Origin of the sequence: Occallatibacter sp., from assembly GCF_049802275.1 — a bacterium.
Classification (GTDB): Bacteria; Acidobacteriota; Terriglobia; order Terriglobales; family Acidobacteriaceae; genus Telmatobacter.
In genome coordinates this window covers 1-20,381 of sequence record NZ_JBARMD010000211.1, presented here as the reverse complement: position 1 = coordinate 20,381, position 20,381 = coordinate 1, and the positions used below count along the sequence as shown (strand labels likewise).

At 58.6% G+C, this 20,381-nt stretch carries 18 protein-coding genes, 1 tRNA gene and 3 pseudogenes; 8 read left to right on the top strand and 14 right to left on the bottom strand.

Annotated elements, in window-relative coordinates:
• Positions 1-740, bottom strand: a pseudogene (locus WA354_RS07210) (hypothetical protein); the annotation flags it as partial.
• Between the two features lie 552 nt (positions 741-1,292).
• On the opposite strand from WA354_RS07210, the gene WA354_RS07205 reads away from it, so the two are divergent.
• Together WA354_RS07205 and WA354_RS07200 are read left to right on the top strand one after the other, a co-directional pair.
• The gene (locus WA354_RS07205; RefSeq protein ID WP_472812323.1) at positions 1,293-2,009 is read left to right on the top strand and encodes a hypothetical protein; all 717 of its coding nucleotides are present in this window, start codon (positions 1,293-1,295) and stop codon (positions 2,007-2,009) included.
• On the top strand, positions 2,006-2,482 hold the full coding sequence (locus WA354_RS07200; RefSeq protein ID WP_472812322.1) for a type II toxin-antitoxin system VapC family toxin: 477 nt from the start codon (positions 2,006-2,008) through the stop codon (positions 2,480-2,482). Before WA354_RS07205 ends, WA354_RS07200 begins: the two co-directional genes overlap by 4 nt.
• A gap of 12 nt (positions 2,483-2,494) precedes the next feature.
• Here the strand turns inward: WA354_RS07200 and WA354_RS07195 are convergent, their stop codons facing one another.
• The 13 genes and pseudogenes from WA354_RS07195 to hppD form a co-directional block, all read right to left on the bottom strand.
• Positions 2,495-3,355 (bottom strand): prephenate dehydrogenase, encoded by an 861-nt coding sequence (locus WA354_RS07195; protein ID WP_472812321.1) that lies wholly within the window; start codon positions 3,353-3,355, stop codon positions 2,495-2,497.
• 15 nt (positions 3,356-3,370) lie between these two features.
• Positions 3,371-4,387, bottom strand: a complete 1,017-nt coding sequence (gene aroF, locus WA354_RS07190) for a 3-deoxy-7-phosphoheptulonate synthase (protein WP_472812320.1) — start codon at positions 4,385-4,387, stop codon at positions 3,371-3,373.
• The gene (locus tag WA354_RS07185) at positions 4,384-4,758 is read right to left on the bottom strand and encodes a chorismate mutase (RefSeq protein WP_472812319.1); all 375 of its coding nucleotides are present in this window, start codon (positions 4,756-4,758) and stop codon (positions 4,384-4,386) included. Before WA354_RS07185 ends, aroF begins: the two co-directional genes overlap by 4 nt.
• A 135-nt stretch (positions 4,759-4,893) precedes the next feature.
• Complete coding sequence (gene trpA / locus WA354_RS07180; RefSeq protein ID WP_472812318.1) at positions 4,894-5,691, bottom strand: tryptophan synthase subunit alpha; 798 nt, start codon at positions 5,689-5,691, stop codon at positions 4,894-4,896.
• A gap of 9 nt (positions 5,692-5,700) precedes the next feature.
• A complete protein-coding gene (gene trpB, locus WA354_RS07175) occupies positions 5,701-6,918 on the bottom strand; it encodes a tryptophan synthase subunit beta (RefSeq protein WP_472812317.1) in 1,218 nt (405 codons plus the stop codon).
• A gap of 87 nt (positions 6,919-7,005) precedes the next feature.
• A complete protein-coding gene (locus WA354_RS07170) occupies positions 7,006-7,683 on the bottom strand; it encodes a phosphoribosylanthranilate isomerase (protein ID WP_472812316.1) in 678 nt (225 codons plus the stop codon).
• On the bottom strand, positions 7,680-8,492 hold the full coding sequence (gene trpC / locus WA354_RS07165; RefSeq protein WP_472812315.1) for an indole-3-glycerol phosphate synthase TrpC: 813 nt from the start codon (positions 8,490-8,492) through the stop codon (positions 7,680-7,682). Before trpC ends, WA354_RS07170 begins: the two co-directional genes overlap by 4 nt.
• Before the next feature lie 96 nt (positions 8,493-8,588).
• A tRNA-Ile gene (locus WA354_RS07160) sits at positions 8,589-8,664 on the bottom strand.
• 178 nt (positions 8,665-8,842) lie between these two features.
• On the bottom strand, positions 8,843-10,126 hold the full coding sequence (fahA, locus tag WA354_RS07155) for a fumarylacetoacetase (RefSeq protein WP_472812314.1): 1,284 nt from the start codon (positions 10,124-10,126) through the stop codon (positions 8,843-8,845).
• Positions 10,126-10,980, bottom strand: a complete 855-nt coding sequence (locus WA354_RS07150) for a hypothetical protein (protein ID WP_472812313.1) — start codon at positions 10,978-10,980, stop codon at positions 10,126-10,128. Before WA354_RS07150 ends, fahA begins: the two co-directional genes overlap by 1 nt.
• Positions 10,977-12,296 (bottom strand): homogentisate 1,2-dioxygenase, encoded by a 1,320-nt coding sequence (gene hmgA, locus WA354_RS07145; protein WP_472812312.1) that lies wholly within the window; start codon positions 12,294-12,296, stop codon positions 10,977-10,979. Before hmgA ends, WA354_RS07150 begins: the two co-directional genes overlap by 4 nt.
• 12 nt (positions 12,297-12,308) lie before the next feature.
• A pseudogene (locus tag WA354_RS07140) lies at positions 12,309-13,064 on the bottom strand (phenylalanine 4-monooxygenase); the annotation flags it as partial.
• A 14-nt stretch (positions 13,065-13,078) separates the two neighbouring features.
• Positions 13,079-14,239, bottom strand: coding sequence for a 4-hydroxyphenylpyruvate dioxygenase (gene hppD / locus WA354_RS07135; protein WP_472812311.1), 1,161 nt, complete (start codon positions 14,237-14,239; stop codon positions 13,079-13,081).
• A gap of 125 nt (positions 14,240-14,364) precedes the next feature.
• On the opposite strand from hppD, the gene WA354_RS07130 reads away from it, so the two are divergent.
• The 6 genes and pseudogenes from WA354_RS07130 to WA354_RS07105 form a co-directional block, all read left to right on the top strand.
• Positions 14,365-14,910, top strand: a complete 546-nt coding sequence (locus WA354_RS07130; RefSeq protein ID WP_472812310.1) for an Lrp/AsnC family transcriptional regulator — start codon at positions 14,365-14,367, stop codon at positions 14,908-14,910.
• A gap of 12 nt (positions 14,911-14,922) precedes the next feature.
• On the top strand, positions 14,923-15,468 hold the full coding sequence (gene thpR, locus WA354_RS07125; RefSeq protein ID WP_472812309.1) for an RNA 2',3'-cyclic phosphodiesterase: 546 nt from the start codon (positions 14,923-14,925) through the stop codon (positions 15,466-15,468).
• Positions 15,469-15,567: 99 nt separating this feature from the next.
• Positions 15,568-16,998 carry an APC family permease gene (locus WA354_RS07120; protein ID WP_472812308.1) on the top strand — a complete coding sequence of 477 codons (1,431 nt, stop codon included), beginning with the start codon at positions 15,568-15,570 and terminating at the stop codon, positions 16,996-16,998.
• Between the two features lie 87 nt (positions 16,999-17,085).
• Entirely contained in the window at positions 17,086-18,819 is a 1,734-nt protein-coding gene (locus tag WA354_RS07115) for an acyl-CoA carboxylase subunit beta (RefSeq protein ID WP_472812307.1), read from the top strand.
• 102 nt (positions 18,820-18,921) lie between these two features.
• On the top strand, positions 18,922-20,112 hold the full coding sequence (locus tag WA354_RS07110; protein ID WP_472812306.1) for an acyl-CoA dehydrogenase: 1,191 nt from the start codon (positions 18,922-18,924) through the stop codon (positions 20,110-20,112).
• A 57-nt stretch (positions 20,113-20,169) separates the two neighbouring features.
• A pseudogene (locus WA354_RS07105) lies at positions 20,170-20,381 on the top strand (hydroxymethylglutaryl-CoA lyase); the annotation flags it as partial.

Here is a 20,381-nt window from a genome sequence, read left to right as displayed (position 1 = left end):
ACGTTCAGGCGCAGGTTCAAGGTATCTTTGTCAGGTAGCGCCAGGGCAGGAATGTATTGGAAGTGCGCAGTGTGCAAGGACGCGAGAATCCGGGCCGTGTCCACAATGGCGCCGATGTACGGGCTGTAGACGCCGGCGCCCGCCAGCGCTGAGTAGCTCAGCTGATTCATCAGATCCCCTGTGCTGCCGCTGGTTAACTGAGCCACGCGATTTGAGGCATTGGCGTCGTCCATAACCAGGCCCTCGGTGTGTTGCGTCAGGCAGGGGGCCTGCTGATCCGTGGGTTTGTCGAAGCACTGCTGTTCGACCCGGATACCCAGGACAGATGCTGTCTTCTGGGCCCGTTCTTTCAGCAACTTCGGGTCAGTCTGCGAGGTGACTTTGACCTCTGCCAGGTAGGTGTCCAGGCGCATCCTGTCCTGGCTTGCCGCCTGCAGATCTTGCGTAGCTCTGACAAAGGTCCCCGGCCGGCCCTTGACCGCGTTGCGCAGCGTGCTGAAGTCGCCTCCTGTGGCCGGAGCAAGAAACAAGATGGCCTGTTGGGCTTCAGCGGGAACGGTAATGAAAATACCTTCTTCGCGGGCTTGTTTCGTCCAGGTGTCCACACGCGTAAACCAGTCTGCGGGGGGAGGATTCGTGGCTCCCCGCAGAAAGGCGACAATCAGCACGAAGTGCGTGGACTGACTTTCAGGGAAATCGGGATGGACCCACAACCGGTCACCGGGAAGAAGATTTGGCACTTGTCCAATGGCAAGTGTGACATCTCCCCTTTTTACATGGACATCAACCTTCGGCCCGACAAGGTCGAAAGCGGGTGCCGCCTGACTGTGTGCAGGGGTACTTCTCAAAATCAATAAAGCAAACAACAGAAGAAGGGGACAGCGCCGCATCTTTCTATTGTACGAATATGGCGCCCTTGAAAAATACGGGACCGGAACAAGATTTTCGGCAGAATCCTGGGTTACCGGCCCCGGGATGTCCTTGCATTAATGGGGGGTTAGGTTGCACAATCGTTTACACTAAGTGCGTGGTTAGGCTGGAAGTGCTTTTTAGTTAAAGTTTTCTCGCTCCTGTGGGGTATCAAGAAGACGTAGAAATGGCGATCGGGTCGCTTCGGCAAGATTAAAAACCGCCATTAACCCATACACCGTTCGAGAAACCAAGTGGTTCATTTACAGCCAGATCGGGGACCTGTCGCCCGCCGAAAAAGCGCCGTCGTTTCCAGGGTTAGATTTCATCAGAGCGCAGCGAGAAAAGGGACAGGCTAAAGAAGCTCTATACGGAGACAGTTCATGAAGTCGAATCGGGCTGCGCAAAGCAGCGTAGACATAAGCAATTTGAGTGTTCCAGACGCGGAAGAGATTATTGAAGAAGCCTTGAGCGAACTGGCGTTTTCGCAGGACCCGGGGCTTGTCCGCGCGCTTCGCTTTCTGGCGCCCCACGGGTATCAGGCGATTGTGGAACTATGCAGCGAAAATGGGCGCAGCAAGCGGCGGAATGCGTCGGCAGAGAGCTGGTCGCCGGAAGAGGATGAGGTTCGCATCTACTTTGAACGCCTGGACGAGGGTGGATCACCTGTAAGGCAAGGTCGCGGTTCGCGAGCGCCGATCGAGGTGAGTTTCGATGATGATGCTGAAGATATCGCAGCGGTTCCCGCCGATCTGGATGCGCGTGTCAAGGAACTTTGCGCGGCCCTGGCCGAAGCAGAACGCGGAGGCCACGCGTTCATCGCCTTGAAATGGTTCCGGGACTCGTTTTTGCCGCGAAAGGCCTTCCGCTGGAATCAGCATCCCGAATCGCGGCAAGCCGTACTCGCCGAGGCCATTCAGCGCGGAGTTGTTCTTACCAGCAAAATCGCAAATCCCAAGACCCCCGCGTATCCGACGACGACGATTCGTTTGAATCGCGCCGAAGCCGGCGTGCCGGAAGAGACTCAGCGCTTCCACCCTGTTGTGTTGCAGGGCGATCCGATCAGCGAAGCGATTCAAGAGGAACGGGGAAAGCTGTGAGTTGCTACTTTCTCGACTCCACGGCATTCGCGAAACTCTTCGTGCAGGAACCCGGTACCAACGCTCTGATACGGCTGATGGAAACCGTCGAAGACAATCGCAAACTGATTGCCGCCAGCACGCCTCTCGAGGTTTATGCTGCGATACGCCGGCGCGAGCGAGCCGGCGACATCAGCGCAGCAGACGCCTCCGCCGCATTCGAGATACTCCGAATTGAAGCCGCCCGCATGGTGCAGGAGCCGCTGAATCCCGCGGTGCTCGAAGCGGCCCGGCAACTGCTGGACCGCACCAAACTGCGCTGGCCCGAAACGCTCCAACTGGGCGCCGCGCTGGTGGCCCGCGAGATGTTCCGGGGAACCGAAATCATTTTCGTTTCGGCTTCGTTGATGTTGCTGGAGGCTGCCAGAGCCGAAGGCTTCCAGGCTCTCGACCCCGAGAAGGATGAATTGGAAGCCGTGGAGCAAACGGCTTGAGCCTTCGACGAGTTACTCCCGCCGGAAGCGATTAGCCTTTTCGAATTCATCGCGCAACTGCGGTGTGCGCAGGTTTTCGCGGATATGCGCAAGGCGCTGTTCAAGTGCCTCGAGCGCGGCGGCAATGGCATCCGTGTTGGTATGAGCGATGTCGCGCCACATTGACCAGGGACTGGCTCCCAGCCGCGTCATCTCGCGAAGTGCCCGGCCACCGACATCTTTCAGTTCCGGCGCTTCGCCCATCTCATCCTCGATCACCGCGCTCAGCGCCGTGGCCGCAAATTGCGGAAGGTGGCTCACCCACGCAACCAATTCGTCATGGCGCTGCGGACCGAGGTCGAGGATGCGCGCACCCATGGCAATCACCCATTCACGCCAGTTCCTTGCCAGCGCCGCGGACTCCGCCGATCTCTGCCAGGCCGGAAAATCCGTGAAGAGCCAAACAGCGTTGCGGAAAAGGTTGGCATCGGCCATCTCGGCGCCGCCGCGCTCCTTGCCAGCCATTGGATGGCCGGGGAGAAAACCGGCGCGATCGATGGTATTGAAGTGGCGGTCGGCGGATTCGGTGATCTGTGTTTTTGTGCTGCCCACATCGGTGACTAGTTGGCTCGGTCCGAGAACCGGCGCGAGCTGCTCCATGAAGTCGAGCGTCGCAAAAATAGGAACTGCGAGGAGCACGACCTGGCTTGCTCTTGCGACGGCGATCGGATCTGTACCGATTGAGTCGATTGCGCCCATCGACAACGCAGTTTCGGCCTGGGCCCGGCTGCGATTCCAGCCGACGATTGAACCGTGGAATCCTGCGGCGCGCAGAGCGAGGCCCACCGATGTGCCCAGCAGGCCAGTACCGAGAATGGCAACGCGTTCCATCATGAAGACTCTTTCAGTTCACAGCGTTCGTCCCACCGCCTTGGCGATGACCCGAAGGTCTGCCATCAGTTTTTCAAACTGATCGGGGTACAACGTTTGCGCGGCATCTGACGCGGCTTTGTCCGCATTGGGATGAACTTCAACAATGATGCCGTCGGCTCCGGCGGCGACGGCGGCACGCGCCATCGGGGCAACCATGTCGCGATGACCTGTTCCGTGCGATGGATCGCCAACGATAGGCAGATGCGAGAACTTCTTAACGACAGGAATCGCGGAGATATCCATCGTGTTGCGTGTGGCTGTTTCGTAGGTGCGGATGCCGCGTTCGCATAGAATCACGTCGTAGTTTCCACCGGACATGATGTATTCGCTCGAAAGCAGCAGTTCTTCGATGGTGGCTGCGATTCCACGCTTAAGCAGAACTGGTTTGCGAGCTAGTCCCAGTTCGCGAAGCAGGTTGAAGTTCTGCATATTGCGCGCGCCCACCTGGAAGCAGTCGACAAATGGCAGCATAGACTCGATCTGTGCAATCTCCATGACTTCACTCACGACCAACAGTTCATGGGCGCGCGCGGCATCGTACATCAGTTTCAACCCCGGAATACCCATGCCCTGGAAGGCGTACGGCGAGCTGCGCGGTTTGTAAGGTCCCCCGCGCAGAAAGCTTGCCCCCGCCGCCTTCACGCGTTTGGCAGTCTCAAAGATCTGCGCTTCATTCTCTATCGAGCACGGACCCGCCATCACGACAACTTGTTCGCCACCCAGCTTCACGCCGTTGGCGAAATCAACCACGGTGCCTTCCGGACGAAACCCCCTGCCCGCCAATTTGTATGGTGAACTGATGCGGTGGACGCGGAGAACGCCTGGCAGATTCTCGAATTTGGTGAGGTCGATGGTCGCTGTCGGGCCCACGCCCGCCAGAATCGTCTGGGTTGCGCCCGTGGTGCGATGAACGCCGACTCCCGCTTCGACCATTACTTCAATCACGAAGTCAATCTGCTCTTCGGTAGCCTGCTCCTGCATTGCAACGATCATTTTTCGTTCCCTGTCTCGGGCGCTGCTCCGGGATTTCCGGCAACGAGATCCTGTTGCCGTGATTGCGATGCGCCTGTGTCCTGGCCCTTGAGGGCATTTCTTTCTGAAGCCAACTCGTTCCTCTGCAGTGCCCTCATCACGTCGATGATGCGCTCATAGATATGCGTCAACTCGATATCCGGCAACGGCCCCTTGTTGGCGGCGCGCACATTGGCGTAAATGATTTTTTCGCGTGCCGGTTCATAGACTGGCAGGGAGGTCGCCACTTTCAGATGACCGATCATCAACGCGGCGCGGGCCCGCTCGCTCAGCAGTTCCACAAGCTGGCGGTCCAGAATATCGATTTGATTCCGCAATTCTTCCAGCGTCATTCATTCCTCGCGATAAGTGAGCGACTAGCTGCTAATTTCCAGGCCCTCGGCTCGATCTTCCTGAATAAGCCTAAGCGGCTGATTCTCCCGCAGACGGGCTGGAAATTGGAGGCTGGAAGCTTGAGGCTGCTCTCTTCACCGGGCCAGCGCCGCCTGGGGCAGACGCAGACCCTTGATAAATCGTGCAACGGCTTCGGGGGCAGTATCAGAGGTCGATCCCTCAATCAACTCCACAATCGCGCTGCCAATCACCGCAGCATCGGCAAACTCCGCAACCTGCGCAACATGTTCGGCAGTGGAGATGCCAAATCCGACGGCCACCGGCAGCCCAACGCCAGCCGATCCGGTCCATCGCCGAATGCGGGCGACCAGTGCGGCCGCATCTGCGGTCATGCTCTGCTGCTTGCCGGTAATGCCGACGCGCGAAATGGCGTAGACGAAACCTTTGGAGTGCGTGGCGATCGCCTCGAGCCGTTCGTCGGGACTTGTGGGCGCGGCCAGAAAAATCGGCGCGAGGCCAACACGATTCATTTCCGACAAGTATTCATCGGCTTCTTCGACAATCATGTCGGTGATGAGAACGCCGTGTGCGCCGGCCGCCGCAGCGTCGTCAGCGAATCGAGATAAGCCGTAGCGGAGAACGGGATTGAGATATGTGAAGATGACGAGGCCTGCATTGGGCCGTGCCGCACGAATCTCACTGGCGATCTTGAACACATCGGCCATGCTGGTTCCGCGAGCCACGGCGCGTTCACTGGCGCGCTGAATCACGGGCCCATCGGCCAGGGGATCGCTGAAAGGAACACCCAGCTCAATCACGTCGGCGCCGGCATCGATTGCGGCAAGCGCGATGTCGCGTGTGGCTTCGACGCTGGGATCGCCGGCCGTCAAATAGACGACCAAGCCTGGTTTGTGGCTGAAGCTAAGTGTCATTGAAGTCGGTTACGCTCCCAGGATTTTCAGTTCGCGCGCGAGGATGCCCATATCTTTGTCGCCGCGCCCAGAGAGATTCACTATCAGTATGTCACGCTGAGAAAACGCCGGGGCAATCCGCAGGCACTCCGCCACCGCATGCGCGCTCTCAAGAGCAGGCAGAATGCCTTCAGTCCGTGCCAGTTTGACGAGAGCCTCAAGCGCGGCCGCGTCATCCTGCGAGACGTATTCGGCGCGGCCTGAGTCGTGAAGCGCGGCGTGCTCCGGACCAACGGAGGCGTAGTCCAATCCGGCGGAGACGGAATGCGTATTCGCAATCTGTCCGTTTTCATCCTGCAGGACATACGAGAATGTGCCTTGCAGAACTCCTGGAACACCGCCGCTGAATCGTGCAGCGTGTTCGCCGAGTTCGGTGCCGCGTCCACCCGCCTCAACACCAATCAGCCGAACCTGGCGATCAGGGATGAACTCGTAAAAAGCGCCGATTGCGTTGGATCCGCCGCCCACGCAGGCGATGACGGCAGTTGGCAGGCGGCCTTCCTTCCCCAGAATCTGCTCCTTCATCTCAATACTGATGCAGCGATGGAAATCGCGAACCATGGTGGGATAGGGATGAGCACCCAGTGCGCTGCCCAACAAGTAATGAGTTGTCCGGACATTGGTGACCCAGTCCCTCATGGCTTCGCTGATGGCGTCTTTGAGGGTTTTTGATCCGGAGGAAACGCCGCGGACCTCTGCCCCAAGCAGGCGCATGCGCAGAACATTCAGCTCCTGTCGCTCCATATCCACGTCGCCCATGTAGATCACGCACTCCATGCCGAGCAGTGCGCACACGGTTGCAGTGGCCACGCCGTGCTGACCGGCTCCGGTCTCGGCGATGATGCGCTTTTTCCCCATGCGCCTGGCTAGCAATCCCTGGCCGAGCGCGTTGTTGATCTTATGTGCGCCGGTGTGAAGAAGGTCTTCGCGCTTCAGGTAAATTTTGGCGCCGCCGAGTTCTTCTGTAAGTCTTTTGGCGAAGTAGAGCGGCGTTGGCCGCCCGGCAAAATCGCGCAGCAGGCCGTCGAGTTCGGACTGAAACGCAACGTCGGCCTTGGCAAGCTCGTATTCATGCTCCAGCTCAAGGAGCGCCGCCATCAGGGTCTCGGGAACGTACCGGCCACCATAGATGCCGAAGCGCCCCGGACGCGATTCCGATGGGGTGGATGGAAGGATCACTGATGCCATGGGGCCGGCCTCCTGCAGATTCCTGGGTGTGAGACGATCTTTTCCAGTTTACAAGGGGAAAAGGAGAGGGAGAAATGGAGGCTCGGGTCAGGCTTCGCGCGTGTCTTTGGCGAATGCGGCTCGGGTGGTCGCAATAAAGGTGCGTACCTTTGCAGGTTCTTTGCGGCCTGCGGCTGCTTCAACGCCGGAAACCACGTCGACGCCCCAGGGCTTCAGGACCGCAATGGCTTCGGATACATTGTCGGGGGTAAGTCCGCCTGCGACGACAACCTTATGGGGGTATTTGAGATCGCCGAAGAGACTGGTGGCGGCGGCATTCCAGTCGAACACAATGCCGGTGCCCCCCGGTGCTGTGGCGGTGCGGGAATCGACGAGAAGCGCGTCTATATTTATGTCGGATGCGAGAGAGGCGGCTTGCGCAGCAATGGCCGGACTAAAATGCAGCGTCTGCAGGATCCGGAGACTGGGACCGAAGCTAGCGCGCAACTGCGACCGGATCGCTGGGGCCGCTGCAAATTGCAATTGAACTCCGGTGAGCTTGCAGGCGCTAACGGTCGCCTCGATCTCCGCAAAGGTTGCGTCGACGAAGACTCCGATTTTTTCGACTGTGGCGGGGAGATCCGGAACAATTCTGGCAACTTGCCCAGGTGTGACGCGACGCGCGCTGGGAGCGAAGACGAACCCAAGGGCATCGGCACCAGCATCGGCTGCGAGGGCTGCGTCTTCGAGCGACGTGTTGCCGCAAATCTTGATCCAGAGATTCATCGGGCGACTCTGGAATCTGCGAGAAGTGCAGAGAGTGCTGCGCCGGGATCGCGCTGCCGCATCAGGCTCTCGCCGATCAGAAAGGCGCTGAAGCCTGCGGCCCGAAGGCGATCGATGTCTTGAGAAGTTGAGATTCCGCTTTCTGCGACGCGAACCAGCGAGGACGGAATGCGGTCCGCGAGTTCGAGCGAGGTTTCCATCCGCACTTCAAAAGTCTTCAGGTCGCGATTGTTGACGCCGATGGCCTCGGCGCCGTTTTCGCCGAGAGCATCGAGAACTCCCTCAAGTTCGTTTGCAGTGTGCACTTCGACGAGGACATCAAGGGCCTGTGCGTGGGCCGCAGCCGCGAACCGTCTTAGTTCGGCGCTGGTGAGCGCGGCAGCAATGAGCAGAATTGCATCTGCGCAGTGGGCGCGCGCTTCGACGATTTGGTACTCATCGACAATGAAGTCTTTGCGCAAGCAGGGAAGGTTGGTTGCGGATGATGCGATCTCAAGATTGCGCAGGCTTCCCTGAAAGTAAGGTTCGTCCGTCAGGACAGAAAGTGCGGCGGCACCGCCGTCTTGATATTTTCTGGCGAGCCACGCCACATCGAAGTCTTCGCGGATCAGTCCTTTTGACGGAGAAGCTCTTTTGATTTCGGCGATGACGGCGGGATCAGAGAGGGACCGGCTGCGAAGCGCCGAAGCCCATCCGCGCGGCTGATGAAGGGCAGCCCGTTGCTCCAGATCGGCCAATGGTACGCGCGTTTTGGCCGCGGCAACGGTGGCTCGCGTGGTGTCGAGAATTTTGTCGAGTCGGGTCGACATGCGCTGGCTTGAGTATACGGGCCGGGATGGTCGGCGACCGCAAAGGCGCGGTTGGGAGAACCCGCGTCATAGGACGGACAATCCACCCGATTGATCTGGTGGGCCCGGAGGGATTCGAACCCCCAACCAAGGGATTATGAGTCCCCTGCTCTGACCGTTGAGCTACAGGCCCGCTTCCTGCGGGTATCCCACAACTCAAGTGTGACATACGAAGGGAATGCCGTCATCCCGATCTCCGCAAGCTGGTTTCAAGACAACGGCATTGGAAAGAGGAGCGACGCGGCTTGGGAAAGGGGGCGGATCCGGGAGGAGGAGCATAATCGGCAGCCTGTCAAAGCCGAGGGGGTGGCTCAGACCGAGGTGGAACTCGACGAAATGATTTTGCCGGTGCACTCGCCGAAACCGATGCGGGGAAGGCCCGGGGTTTGGCAATAGCCACGAAAGATTACCTGGTCGCCATCTTCGAGGAATGTGCGGGTTTCACCATTGGGCAGTTTGAGCGTCGCGGCGCGGTGTTTCATCTCGAGGAGACAGCCTTCGGAGCCCTCCTCAGGGCCGGAGATGGTACCGGTGGCGAGCAAGTCGCCGGGACGAAGGTTACAGCCGCTGCTCGCGTGGTGGGTGAGCAGCTGGTCGAGACTCCAATAGAGCTCGCGGAGATTCCCCTGGCTGAGCTGGACTGGCGTGATGTTGGCCTGGCGCATCTTTTCCGATTGCAGAGAAACCTCGAGCGTAACGTCGATGCCGCTGCGAGCCGCGTTCGATGGGGTGAGATACGTAAGGGGCGCTGGGTCGCCTTCGGCGCGAGCTGCGGCCGGCACGCGACAGGGCGCAAGAGCTCCCATAGGGACGATCCACGGGGAGATCGTGGTTGCGAAGTTCTTGGCGAGGAATGGACCGAGGGGTTGGTATTCCCAGGATTGGATATCGCGGGCAGACCAGTCGTTGACGAGGCAGAGGCCGAAAATGTGCTGCTCTGCCCGATCGATCGCAATGGGCTCACCGAGCGGATTTCCTCGACCAATAAAGATGCCGACTTCGAGTTCGTAGTCGAGGGAGCGCGACGGACCGAATGTCGGTTCGGTTTCGGTTGGGGTCTTTATCTGGCCGCAAGGGCGGCGGACGGCGGTGCCGCTGACGACGATTGACGAGGCGCGGCCATGATAGCCGATGGGGACATATTTGTAGTTGGGCAGAAGCGGATTGTCAGGGCGGAAGAGCTTGCCGACCCGCGTGGCGTGATGGATCGAGGCGTAAAAGTCAGTGTAATCGCCGATGTGTGCGGGTAGCTGCATTTGCGCATCGCGCATGGGCACCAGGAAAGGCTGCACGCGTGATTTCACGGCGGAATCCGCGCTTTCGGCGAGAAGAGCGGTGAGTTGGCGGCGGAGAACGGACCAGGTTTCGGAGCCTTGGGCCATCAGATCGTTCAAGGATTCCTGCGTGCAGGCTTCGATAGCGTCGGGAGGGAGTTCGCTGAGAAGGCCATAGTGAGCGCAGGCGCGCAGATCGAGTACCTGATCGCCGATGGCAACACCGATGCGCGTCTCCTCATTGTTGCTGAAGACGCCATAGGGCAGATTTTGCAACGGGAAATCCGTGTCCGGCGAGTTCGCGCTTTCGACCCAGCTCATTAAAGCCATCCGAGAGACTCCAAATCATGAATTGGCTCTTCGAAGGAGCAGCTTCCAATACCGAGAAAGAAGTCGCGGCGAATGTTCGCGATCTGGTCGGCTGTCCAGGCTTGATTGCGCCATCGAAGCGAATCCGCTCGAATTTCCCATGCGGCGGGATCCTCTTCGTCGAGCAGGCACCTTGCCTCCTCGACGTCGCCACCGAAAAAGAGAAGCGCCGCAGCGCATGAGAGGTTGACGAATCCGTGCATCGTGCCGGTTGGACCCTCCAAATTGTAAGTCAATGCCTGCTTTGAGCGTAGGGGATGATGCAACCCCGCGGTTGCCTTAAATGGAAGTCGGAGGTCGACGAGGGTCTTGAGCATTTGCGCAACATCGAAAACGGAGGGTATCGCGTCAGGAACCACACCGCCCATCCTGATTTTCGCTCGCGCGCCGTTCTCCTGGATTGTTTCGAGAGCGACGCGGCTGCTCGGGTGAATTGGCACTTCAAAGTATGCCATCATATTTCGCGGAAGCTGCTGAGCGATGCGTTTGATTGCGGATGGTTCACTGCATTTGATTTCCAGACATTCAAAGCGAAGTCCTGAATTGATTCCTTGAGCGAGGGCGGCCCAATCGGTATTTTCCGCAGCAATTACGCTCAGGGCAAAGTGGTGGGAAGAATCCGCTGTGACCGAGCGAAACTCATCGAGGCGATCGAGATTCAGGATGAAGCGGCCCAGGGCCCCGGCATGTTTGCTGAGTCGATATTCGAGATAGTTGTTCGCAGCCGAGCGCAGGCTCAGGCTCGCAGGCGGATACAGGCCTGCATAGTCAAAGAGCCCAGCGAGCAGGGTTTCGATGGCGGTCATTTCTTCTTCGGCTTTGCCTGCGATCCCTGCTTGAAGTGTTTCTTCAGTCCCTGCCAGCATTCAAAGTATTCATGCTGCAGGATGCGGGTACTCATGGCGAACTCGGTGGGGCGAACCACCATCTGAGTCTCGAACATGAACGCAAGAGTGTTGGCAAGATACTGCGGCTTGAGTTCTGCAGAAGAAGCCCGCTCGAAGGTCTCGGCGTCCGGGCCATGCCCGGCCATGCAGTTGTGCAGGCTGGCTCCCCCGGGTACGAATCCCTCGGCCTTGGCATCGTAGGCACCGAAGACGAGGCCCATGAACTCGTTCATCAGGTTGCGATGGAACCATGGCGGACGGAAGGTGTGCTCGGCGACCATCCAGCGCGGAGGGAAGATGGCGAAGTCGCAGTTGGCCGTGCCGGGAACATGCGACGGCGCGCTCAGCACTGTGTAAATGGATGGATCGGGGTGATCGAAGGAGACGGTGTTAATGCAGTTGAAGAGGGCAAGGTCGTATTTGCATGGTGCGTAGTTGCCGTGCCATGCCACGATATCGAGCGGCGAGTGATCGATAACAGCGGACCAGAGACGGCCAAGGAATTTTGAAGTGATGCGGAAATCGCCTTCGCGATCTTCAAAGGCTGCAACGGGGGCTTTGAAATCGCGCGGATTGGCGAGGCCGTTTGCGCCGATGGCGCCGAGTTCGGGAAGGCGGAAGGGCAGGCCGTAGTTTTCGCAGATGTAGCCGCGAACCTGCTTCTCGGCCAGAACTACGCGGAACTTGATACCGCGGGGGATGACGCAGATTTCGCCGGGGGCCACTTCGAGGATGCCAAGCTCCGTGTGAAAACGGAGAGCGCCGAGTTGGGGAACGATCAGCAATTCGCCGTCTGCGGTGTAGAAGAATCGATCCTGCATGGATATGTTGGCGGCGTAGAGGTGGATGGCAACACCCTGCTGCATGGCGGGATCGCCGTTTCCGCCAAGCGTCACGATGCCGTCGACGAAGTCGGTTTTCTCTTTGGGGATGGGGAGCGGATCCCAACGCAGCTGATTAGGTGAGGTGGGGACTTCGAGAAACGGTCCGCTGCGCATCAGTCTTGCGGGAATCTCCTCGTAGGGACGATGCGTTACGGAGGGGCGAATGCGATAGGTCCAGGTGCGGCGATTGACGGCGCGCGGCGCGGTAAACGGGGATCCGCTGAGCTGCTCGGTGTAGAGGCCGAGGGGATGCTTTTGCGGCGCGTTCTGGCCTTGCGGTAGACCTCCTTCGACAGCTTCGGTGGCAAATTCATTTCCAAAGCCGGTCTGGTACTGGATCACATCAGCCATGCTTTTCACCTTTCACAAGCGGTTCTGGCGTGCGCGGCTTTCGGCCTCGTGCATCGCTTCGTATATCTGATCAAAACTGGAGACTGCAAAAAGGAGCTTGTGCAACTCATCCACCTTTACCGGAGTGGAAAGCACCTCGGCCAATGAAAAGTCGTGGATGGCGCAATGTCCCTCAATGACGTTCATGCATTCGCCGTGGGAACTGATGAGACCGCTGCCGTAGACCTTGATCTCGTTGTTCTCGCGGATCAATCCGAACTCCACTGTGTACCAGAAGAGGCGGCCGAGCTTTTCCAGTACCGCTTCATCTTGGATGGATGCGCAAACCTGGCCATAGCGCTCGAGGAAATCGGCGAAGACCTTATGTGCGTGCATCGGCACATGGCCGAAGACGTCGTGAAAGATGTCCGGCTCCGGCGTGTATTCAAGCGAATCGCGGCTGCGCAGCCAGGTTGTGGTTGGAAAGCGGCGCGCTGCGAGCATCTCAAAGAATGCCGGCGCCGGCAAAAATCCGCTGACCGGCGTGGAATTCCAGCCTGTTCTCGGCTCAAGGCGGGCGCTGATCGCGGATAGCCGGGGAAGGCGGTCGCGTTGAAGGCCGATGATCTGGAAGCCATCCAGGTAAGCGTGCGATGCGTGCTTCTCAAGCTCGGGCAGCACCCGGCCCACAAGCTCTGCCCACACAGCGTGCTGCTCCTCGGTATAGGCAGGGTAGTCCTGCTCGATGAGGTAAGGAACGGCAACGGAAAGTGCTTCAGTTTTCATTTCACGCCTCCTGTGCCTTACAGATTTCCCCGTGCGTGCTGTTCGCGCTCGATGGCTTCAAAGAGCGCTTTGAAGTTTCCTTTGCCGAAGCTGCGGCTGCCCTTGCGCTGGATGATCTCGAAGAACAGCGTAGGCCGATCTTCCACCGGTCGCGTGAAGATCTGCAGCATGTATCCTTCTGGATCGCGATCGACGAGAATCCCAAGCTTCTCCAATTCGTCGATCGGCTCGTCGATTTTGCCAATGCGGTTTTGCAATTCGGTGTAGTACGTGTGCGGAACATGCAGAAACTCGATGCCCTGCTCGCCGAGTTTGCTGACGGTATGCAGGATGTCGTCGGTGGCAAGCGCGATGTGCTGCACGCCGGGGCCACCGTAGAACTCGAGATACTCTTCAATCTGAGACTTCTTCTTTCCTTCGGCGGGCTCATTGATGGGGAACTTCACGTAGCCGTTGCCGTTCGCCATCACTTTTGACATTAGAGCGGAGTACTCGGTGGAGATGTCTTTGTCGTCGAAGTGCTGGTAGAGCGAGAAGCCCATGATCTCGGCGTAGAACTTCACCCACTCCTCCATCTCGTGCCAGCCCACGTTGCCCACCATGTGGTCGATGTGGAGAAGCCCAGTCGGCCGGGCGATTGGATCGCTTCTGACGGCACGATAGCCAGGAAGGAACGCACCGGAGTAGTTTTGACGCTCTACGAATGTGTGGATCGTATCCCCGTAGGTGCGAATGCTCGACATGACGACCTGTCCCTGCTCGTCGGCGAGGACATAAGGCTGGGCCACGCTGACGGCGCCGCGACCCGTGGTCTCCGTCCATGCGGCACGGGCATCGTCGACCCAGAGCGCGATGACTTTTACTCCGTCGCCATGGCGCCCGACATGCTCGGCGATTGCGTTACCGCCGCGCAGAGGCGTGGTCAGCACGAAACGAACCTTTCCCTGCTGCAAGACGTAAGACGAACGATCGCGCTGGCCAGTTTCCGGTCCCGCATAAGCGATCAGGGACATGCCGAAAGCGGCGCGGTAAAAGTAGGCAGACTGGCGGGCGTTGCCGACGTAAAACTCCACGAAGTCTGTGCCTTTGAGAGGCAGGAAATCGTTGCCGGTGGGAATCGACTCGGTGATCGGCTTTGAACCAATGTGTGCGGGAGCAGAGTGCACGGTTGCGCTCATGCGGTACCTCCTGTGCCGGGGACGAGGGAAGCGAACGGGGAATGTATTCCCGGCTGACCCCTACTTTAGGACGCAGAAAAGGCACTGAAAATGGGTATCGCCTAAAAAACGGAGGTCAAAACCTAATGGCTTTAAGCATAATAGGAGAGGAACTTAAGGATTGCTGGCACATGGCCCACAAGACCACACCGAATCGAATCGACCTCGACGCAATTGCCTGGAAGATTCTGGAAGCATTGCAGCAAAATGCGCGGGTTTCTTTCGCGGAACTCGGCAGGAAGATCGGCCTTTCGACGCCAGCGGTGGCGGAGCGCGTTCATCGCCTTGAAGAAGCCGGCGTGATCACCGGCTATCATGCGTCGCTTGACAGCGCAAAGCTGGGGGTGCCGATACGCGTTCTGGTAAGGCTTACGATTCCGGGAGGCGAACTGCAGATAAGCCGAACGGTGACCGCCATGAAAGAGATGAGTGAGATCAGCCGCTGCCATCGAATCACCGGCGCGGAATCGTTCGTCATCGAAGCTGATGTTGTTTCCATACGACACCTGGAGGCGATGATCGACAGGCTTTCAGCGCTCGGCGCAACCTCGACATCCACCGTTCTTTCGTCGCCCGTGGAGCGGCGAGATCACCAGGCCAGGCAGATTGAGTCGTTTGCGAAGTATCTTTGACGAAGGCCCGACGTGCGCCTCTTTATCGGAATTCCGCTTGCTTCGGAAGTGATTGACGCGCTTGAGAAGTTGTCTCAAAGTCTGCGATCCGCAGGCGACGGACTCCGCTGGAGTTCCCCTGACTCGTGGCACATCACGCTGCAGTTTCTCGGAGAAGCCTCAGGCGAAAAGGCTGGCTGTGTCGTGGGGCGGCTTCGGGATGTGCGGTCACCCGCAGTGCCCGTGCAGCTTGATGGAACTGGCTTCTTCGAGAGAGCGGGAGTTTTCTTCGCGGGGGTAAGGGTCTCGGCGCAGATGCTTGGGCTGGAGAACCTCGTGCTCGCTGCCACGGCGCAATGCGGGTTTGTTGCTGAAGATCGGCCGTTTCATCCGCACGTGACGTTGGCACGGGCGAAGGGCGACAACCGGATGAAAGCTCTTCGGCGACTCAAACAGCGGGTCAAAGAGAACCCGGGAGTTCCCACTTTCGCGGCGACAGAATTCCTGCTGTATGAGGCCCTTCTTGGAGCAGGAGGTTCCCGCTACGAGGTCCGAGAGCGATTTCCACTCGGCAGTTGATAATTGCGTGGCGCTCGACATTGTGCGGTCGAACAAAGCGCCACTATGATGATCGCTTATGCAGAGAGATGGTGACCGCGTGAATGCTGGGGGGGCCTTATGACGATCTTTGCGCCGCCCGCGCAGGAGACCAAGGCGCAGTTGCGCAAGACCATGGGTTTCTGGGATGTGCTGCTGTTCAACATCGCTACGGTCCTTGGACCTCGATGGATTGCGGCCGCGGGGCATAACGGGACGTCGTCGATCAGCCTGTGGGTCATTGCCGCGGTGTTCTTCTTCGTGCCCGGCGCGCTCGTGATTAACGAGCTTTCTTCGCGGTTTCCTGAGGAGGGTGGCCTGTACGCATGGTCGAAGGAGGCCTTCGGCGATTTTCACGGATTTATCGCCGGCTGGACTTACTGGATTTACACGGTCTTCTATTTTCCGGGCCTCCTGCTGGCCAGCGCGTCGATGGCTGCATACATCATCGGCGGACGCGGAGCGCAGCTGGCGCAGGACCGGACATTTCTGCTCAGCGTTTCACTGGGATTGCTGCTGGTTGCCGTGGTTCTCAACATCATTGGCCTGAATATCGGCAAATGGCTGCAGAATGCCGGCGGCGTCGGCACGTACTTGCCACTGGTAATTCTCGGCGTTGTAGCCGTGGTTGTCGTGTTCAAGCACGGGTCTGCAACGCACTTTACTGTGCAGAACATGATGCCGGCGTGGAACTGGGACACGGTGAATTTCTGGTCGCAGATCGCTTTTGCCTTCACGGGGCTCGAACTGGTCTCGGCGATGAGCGAAGAAGTGCGCGACCCTCGTCGCACGCTGCCGCGAGCGGTTTTCGGAGCCGGAGCCCTGATCGCATTGATGTATATCGGCGGCACCTTCGCGATTCTTGCCCTGTTGCCGGCTGCCAGTATTGACCCTCAGAGCGGCGTGTTCAGTGCCATCACAGTCGGGTCTATGGCCTTGAAGATGGGCTTGCTCGGTGTGCTGGCAGCCATGCTGGTGACGGTGGGGAATGCCGGCGGCGTGGGAAGCACGGTCGCGGGGATCGCTCGTGTGCCGTTTGTCGTCGGGATCGATCGCTACCTGCCTGCGGCCTTCGGAAAGATTCATCCGAAGTGGAAAACGCCCTACATTTCGATCCTCGTGCAGGCCGTCCTGTCCGGGACAATTCTTGTTCTAAGCCAGATACAGACGAGGAGCATTCTGGTTGGATATCAGCTTGTCGTCAGCGCGGCGATCATTCTCTATTTCATTCCTTTCCTATACATGTTTGCAGCGGTCATACGCCTCTCGACACGAAAGGATCGAAAGGAAAATCCGCATGCTGTGCTTGTGCCCGGAGGAGTTGTGGGGGTGTGGATTTGCGGTGCCCTTGGATTCCTCGTGGTTCTGATCGGAATCATCTTGTCTTTCTTTCCGCCGGGAGGAACGAACACAGCCGCCTTCGAGTTGCAGTTGGTTGGCGGAACGGCCGCGTCTATCCTGATCGGTCTGTTTCTCTACTGGCGCGGCGCGCGGTCAAAAAAGCTCATCTGAACGTGGAGTAGCTCACGTTGCTGTGAGACGGAATGGACGCCGGTACCATCCAAGGTGCTATAGTCTGCGAGTTTGTGTGAGTGAAGAATGGCCGAAAGCTCGAAACTTAAAAACGTGATCGGTTCCAGCTTTGATCCTCAATCTGCCCGCGCGAAAGCAAACCGGGCCGCGCTGCTCGACTTGCTTACAACCGTTCGATCCCAGGAAGAGACCATTCGGCTTGGAGGCGGCACGAAAGCGGCGGCCGCACAGCACGCTAAGAAGCGCCTGACGGTGCGGGAACGCCTGAAATTGCTGCTTGATGAAGGTAGAGAGTTCCTCGAACTAGGCCTTTGGGCAGCGTATGAGATGTATGGCGAGTATGGCGGAGCGCCGGGAGCGGGCGTGGTTACCGGACTTGGCCGGGTGTGCGGAAGGCTCTGCATGATCATCGCCAACGATGCAACGGTGAAAGCGGGCGCATTCTTCCCGATGACGGCCAAAAAGGTGTTGCGCGCGCAGAATATTGCCCTTGAGAACCGCATTCCTACGCTCTACCTCGTGGATTCGGCAGGCGTTTTTCTGCCCTTGCAAGAAGACGTTTTTCCAGATACGGACGATTTCGGGCGCGTGTTTCGCAACAATGCGGTGATGAGTTCGCTGGGCATTCCGCAGATCACTGCGATCATGGGCATGTGCGTTGCAGGCGGAGCTTATCTGCCGGTGATGACCGATACGGTGCTGATGACGGAGGGCTCGGGCCTTTTTCTCGCCGGCCCTTCTCTCGTGCAGGCGGCGATTGGACAAAAGACCGATCCTGAAGAACTCGGCGGCGCCACAATGCATGCCGAGATATCAGGCACCGTCGACTTCAAAGAGCCGGACGATCACCACTGCATCGCCCGGCTGCGTTCGCTGGTAGACAAGCTGGGCAACCGGGCGCCCGCAAGTGCTGCGGAAGAGCGATTTAGTCGCACAGCTTTCGATCAAAAGCGCGACGCGCCGAAGTACCCAATCGAAGATGCTTACGGTTTATTGAATCCGGCCCCGGGCACGAGCAACGTTTACGATATGCACGAGGTGATCGCGCGCATCGTCGATCGCAGCGAATTTGATGAGTACAAGGAAGAATTCGGCCGGACAGTTCTTTGTGGGTATGCGCGCATCGGCGGACACGCTGTCGGCATTGTCGCGAACCAGAAGACTAACCAGAATCAGATCGTCGCGATGGGGCCGTCAGCAGGGGCGAAGCGAATTGAGGTAGGCGGCGTCATATACACCGAGGGAGCGCAGAAGGCGGCCCGTTTCATCATGGATTGCAATCAGAACCTGGTGCCCCTGATCTTTCTGCATGATGTGAATGGGTTCATGGTTGGCAAAGACGCCGAGTGGTCGGGCATTATCCGCGCCGGCGCGAAGATGGTTTCGGCGGTCAGCACCAGCGTCGTGCCGAAGATTGCGGTGATTATTGGCGGTAGTTTTGGAGCCGGGCACTATGCCATGTGCGGCAAGGCTTACGATCCCCGGTTTCTGTTTGCGTGGCCGACGGCCCGGTATGCCGTGATGAGCGGAGCGTCGGCGGCGGGAACACTGGCGGAGGTACGCGCCAAGCAGGTGGAGCGCGGAGGCAAGGTGCTTTCAGAGGACGAGAGAGCGGCTCTTTACAACGAAATCAAATCAACCTACGATGCACAGGCTGACCCGCGATATGGCGCCGCCCGCCTCTGGATCGATGCCATTATCGACCCTGCCAAAACGAGAGACGTGCTGATTACTGCGCTTGAGGCATGCGCAATGAATCCTGACGTACCGAAGTTCAACCCGGGAGTGCTGCAAACCTGACGAACAGGCTGGGTCATGGTCTGACCTCCATACAATCGGCATCTTAACCAGTCAGCAGCTTAGGCTGGCGTCCAACCCCCAGACGCAAAGGAGCCAAACAGCATGAGCGTCGCGCTCGAAACAAATGAAAGCCTGTATCCGTTTGTTCTAACCGAGGAGCAGGAGCAACTTCGTCGCGAGATCCGCGAATTCGCGGCGCGCGAGATCGCGCCCAACGTTATGAAGTGGGACGAGGCGAGCGAGTTTCCTCTTGATGCGGTGAAGAAACTGGGGCAGATGGGATTGCTGGGCGTGATCTTCCCACCCGAGTACGGCGGCTCAGGCCTTGGATACGTCGATTACGTTCTTGCAATCGAGGAATTGGCCGCCGTGGATGGCTCGATCGGCATCATTGTCGCGGCGCACAATTCGCTCGGGACGAATCATATTTTCCTGGCAGGAAATGAGGCGCAGAAAAAGAAGTATGTGCCGCGACTGGCGAGCGGCGAGTGGCTGGCTGCGTGGGGATTGACTGAGCCGGGTGCGGGTTCTGATGCCAGCAATTCGCGGACAACCGCGGTGAGGAAAGGCGATCGCTATGTTCTGAACGGGAACAAGACATTCATCACCAATGGTCATTATGCAGATGTGGCCGTGGTGATCGCGTCTACCGACAGGAGCAAAGGAACGCACGGGCTTTCGGCATTTGTCGTGGAGAAGGGGACGAAGGGGTTTCGTCCTGGCAAGAAGGAGAACAAGCTTGGCTTGCGCGCAAGCGACACCAGCGAGCTGATTTTTGAGGACTGCGAAATTCCCGAGGAGAACTTGCTCGGCGCAGAGGGCGAGGGATTCATCGATGCCATGCGCGTACTCGATGGCGGCCGCATCTCGATCGCTGCACTGGCGCTTGGTATCGGCAGGGGCGCTTTGGACGCAGCCCTGAAATATGTGAAGGAACGAAAGCAGTTCGGCAAGGCGATTGCCGAGTTTCAGGGTATCCAATGGAAGCTGGCCGATATGGCGACTGAACTGGATGCGGCGCGCCTCCTTACACAACGAGCCGCGGTGCTGAAGGACGCCGGCCGCAAGGTGACGCGCGAATCCTCAATGGCCAAGCTGTTCTCAAGTGAGGTCGCGGTACGCATCTGTGACGACGCCGTGCAGCTGTTCGGCGGCTACGGATTCATCAAAGACTACCCCGCCGAGAAGTATTATCGTGACGTGAAGCTGTGCACCATCGGCGAGGGCACCAGCGAGATTCAGCGCATGGTGATTGCGAGAGAGATTCTCAAGGTCTATCCGTCGCGCGGGTAACTGCGTGTGCATCGACTTCAGCGATGCAACTCGGCGCCGATGCAGGTTGCGACTCAAATGGATGAAGCGGTCAAAATCGTCGAGTGCCCACGGGATGCCTGGCAAGGGCTGCCGGGACAAATTTCGCCGGAGATCAAAGCCGGTTACCTCCGCCGGTTGATCGACGCGGGATTCAAACACATTGACGCGGTGAGTTTTGTTTCTCCCGCTGTCGTGCCGCAGATGGCGGACTCGGAGGGGGTTCTTTCTCAGTTGTCGCTGCCCGTGGA

Bases quoted from the DNA above. Each gene is read 5' to 3' on its own strand.
- aroF (WP_472812320.1), bottom strand. From the start codon at position 4,387: ATGATCGTTGCAATGCAGGAGCAGGCTACCGAAGAGCAGATTGACTTC.
- WA354_RS07120 (WP_472812308.1), top strand. From the start codon at position 15,568: ATGACGATCTTTGCGCCGCCCGCGCAGGAGACCAAGGCGCAGTTGCGC.
- WA354_RS07195 (WP_472812321.1), bottom strand. From the start codon at position 3,355: ATGATGGAACGCGTTGCCATTCTCGGTACTGGCCTGCTGGGCACATCG.
- trpB (WP_472812317.1), bottom strand. From the start codon at position 6,918: ATGGCATCAGTGATCCTTCCATCCACCCCATCGGAATCGCGTCCGGGG.
- hmgA (WP_472812312.1), bottom strand. From the start codon at position 12,296: ATGGCTGATGTGATCCAGTACCAGACCGGCTTTGGAAATGAATTTGCC.
- trpA (WP_472812318.1), bottom strand. From the start codon at position 5,691: ATGACACTTAGCTTCAGCCACAAACCAGGCTTGGTCGTCTATTTGACG.
- trpC (WP_472812315.1), bottom strand. From the start codon at position 8,492: ATGTCGACCCGACTCGACAAAATTCTCGACACCACGCGAGCCACCGTT.
- hppD (WP_472812311.1), bottom strand. From the start codon at position 14,239: ATGAGCGCAACCGTGCACTCTGCTCCCGCACACATTGGTTCAAAGCCG.
- WA354_RS07150 (WP_472812313.1), bottom strand. From the start codon at position 10,980: ATGACCGCCATCGAAACCCTGCTCGCTGGGCTCTTTGACTATGCAGGC.
- WA354_RS07205 (WP_472812323.1), top strand. From the start codon at position 1,293: ATGAAGTCGAATCGGGCTGCGCAAAGCAGCGTAGACATAAGCAATTTG.
- WA354_RS07130 (WP_472812310.1), top strand. From the start codon at position 14,365: ATGGCTTTAAGCATAATAGGAGAGGAACTTAAGGATTGCTGGCACATG.
- WA354_RS07110 (WP_472812306.1), top strand. From the start codon at position 18,922: ATGAGCGTCGCGCTCGAAACAAATGAAAGCCTGTATCCGTTTGTTCTA.
- WA354_RS07185 (WP_472812319.1), bottom strand. From the start codon at position 4,758: ATGACGCTGGAAGAATTGCGGAATCAAATCGATATTCTGGACCGCCAG.
- fahA (WP_472812314.1), bottom strand. From the start codon at position 10,126: ATGAGCTGGGTCGAAAGCGCGAACTCGCCGGACACGGATTTCCCGTTG.
- WA354_RS07115 (WP_472812307.1), top strand. From the start codon at position 17,086: ATGGCCGAAAGCTCGAAACTTAAAAACGTGATCGGTTCCAGCTTTGAT.
- WA354_RS07170 (WP_472812316.1), bottom strand. From the start codon at position 7,683: ATGAATCTCTGGATCAAGATTTGCGGCAACACGTCGCTCGAAGACGCA.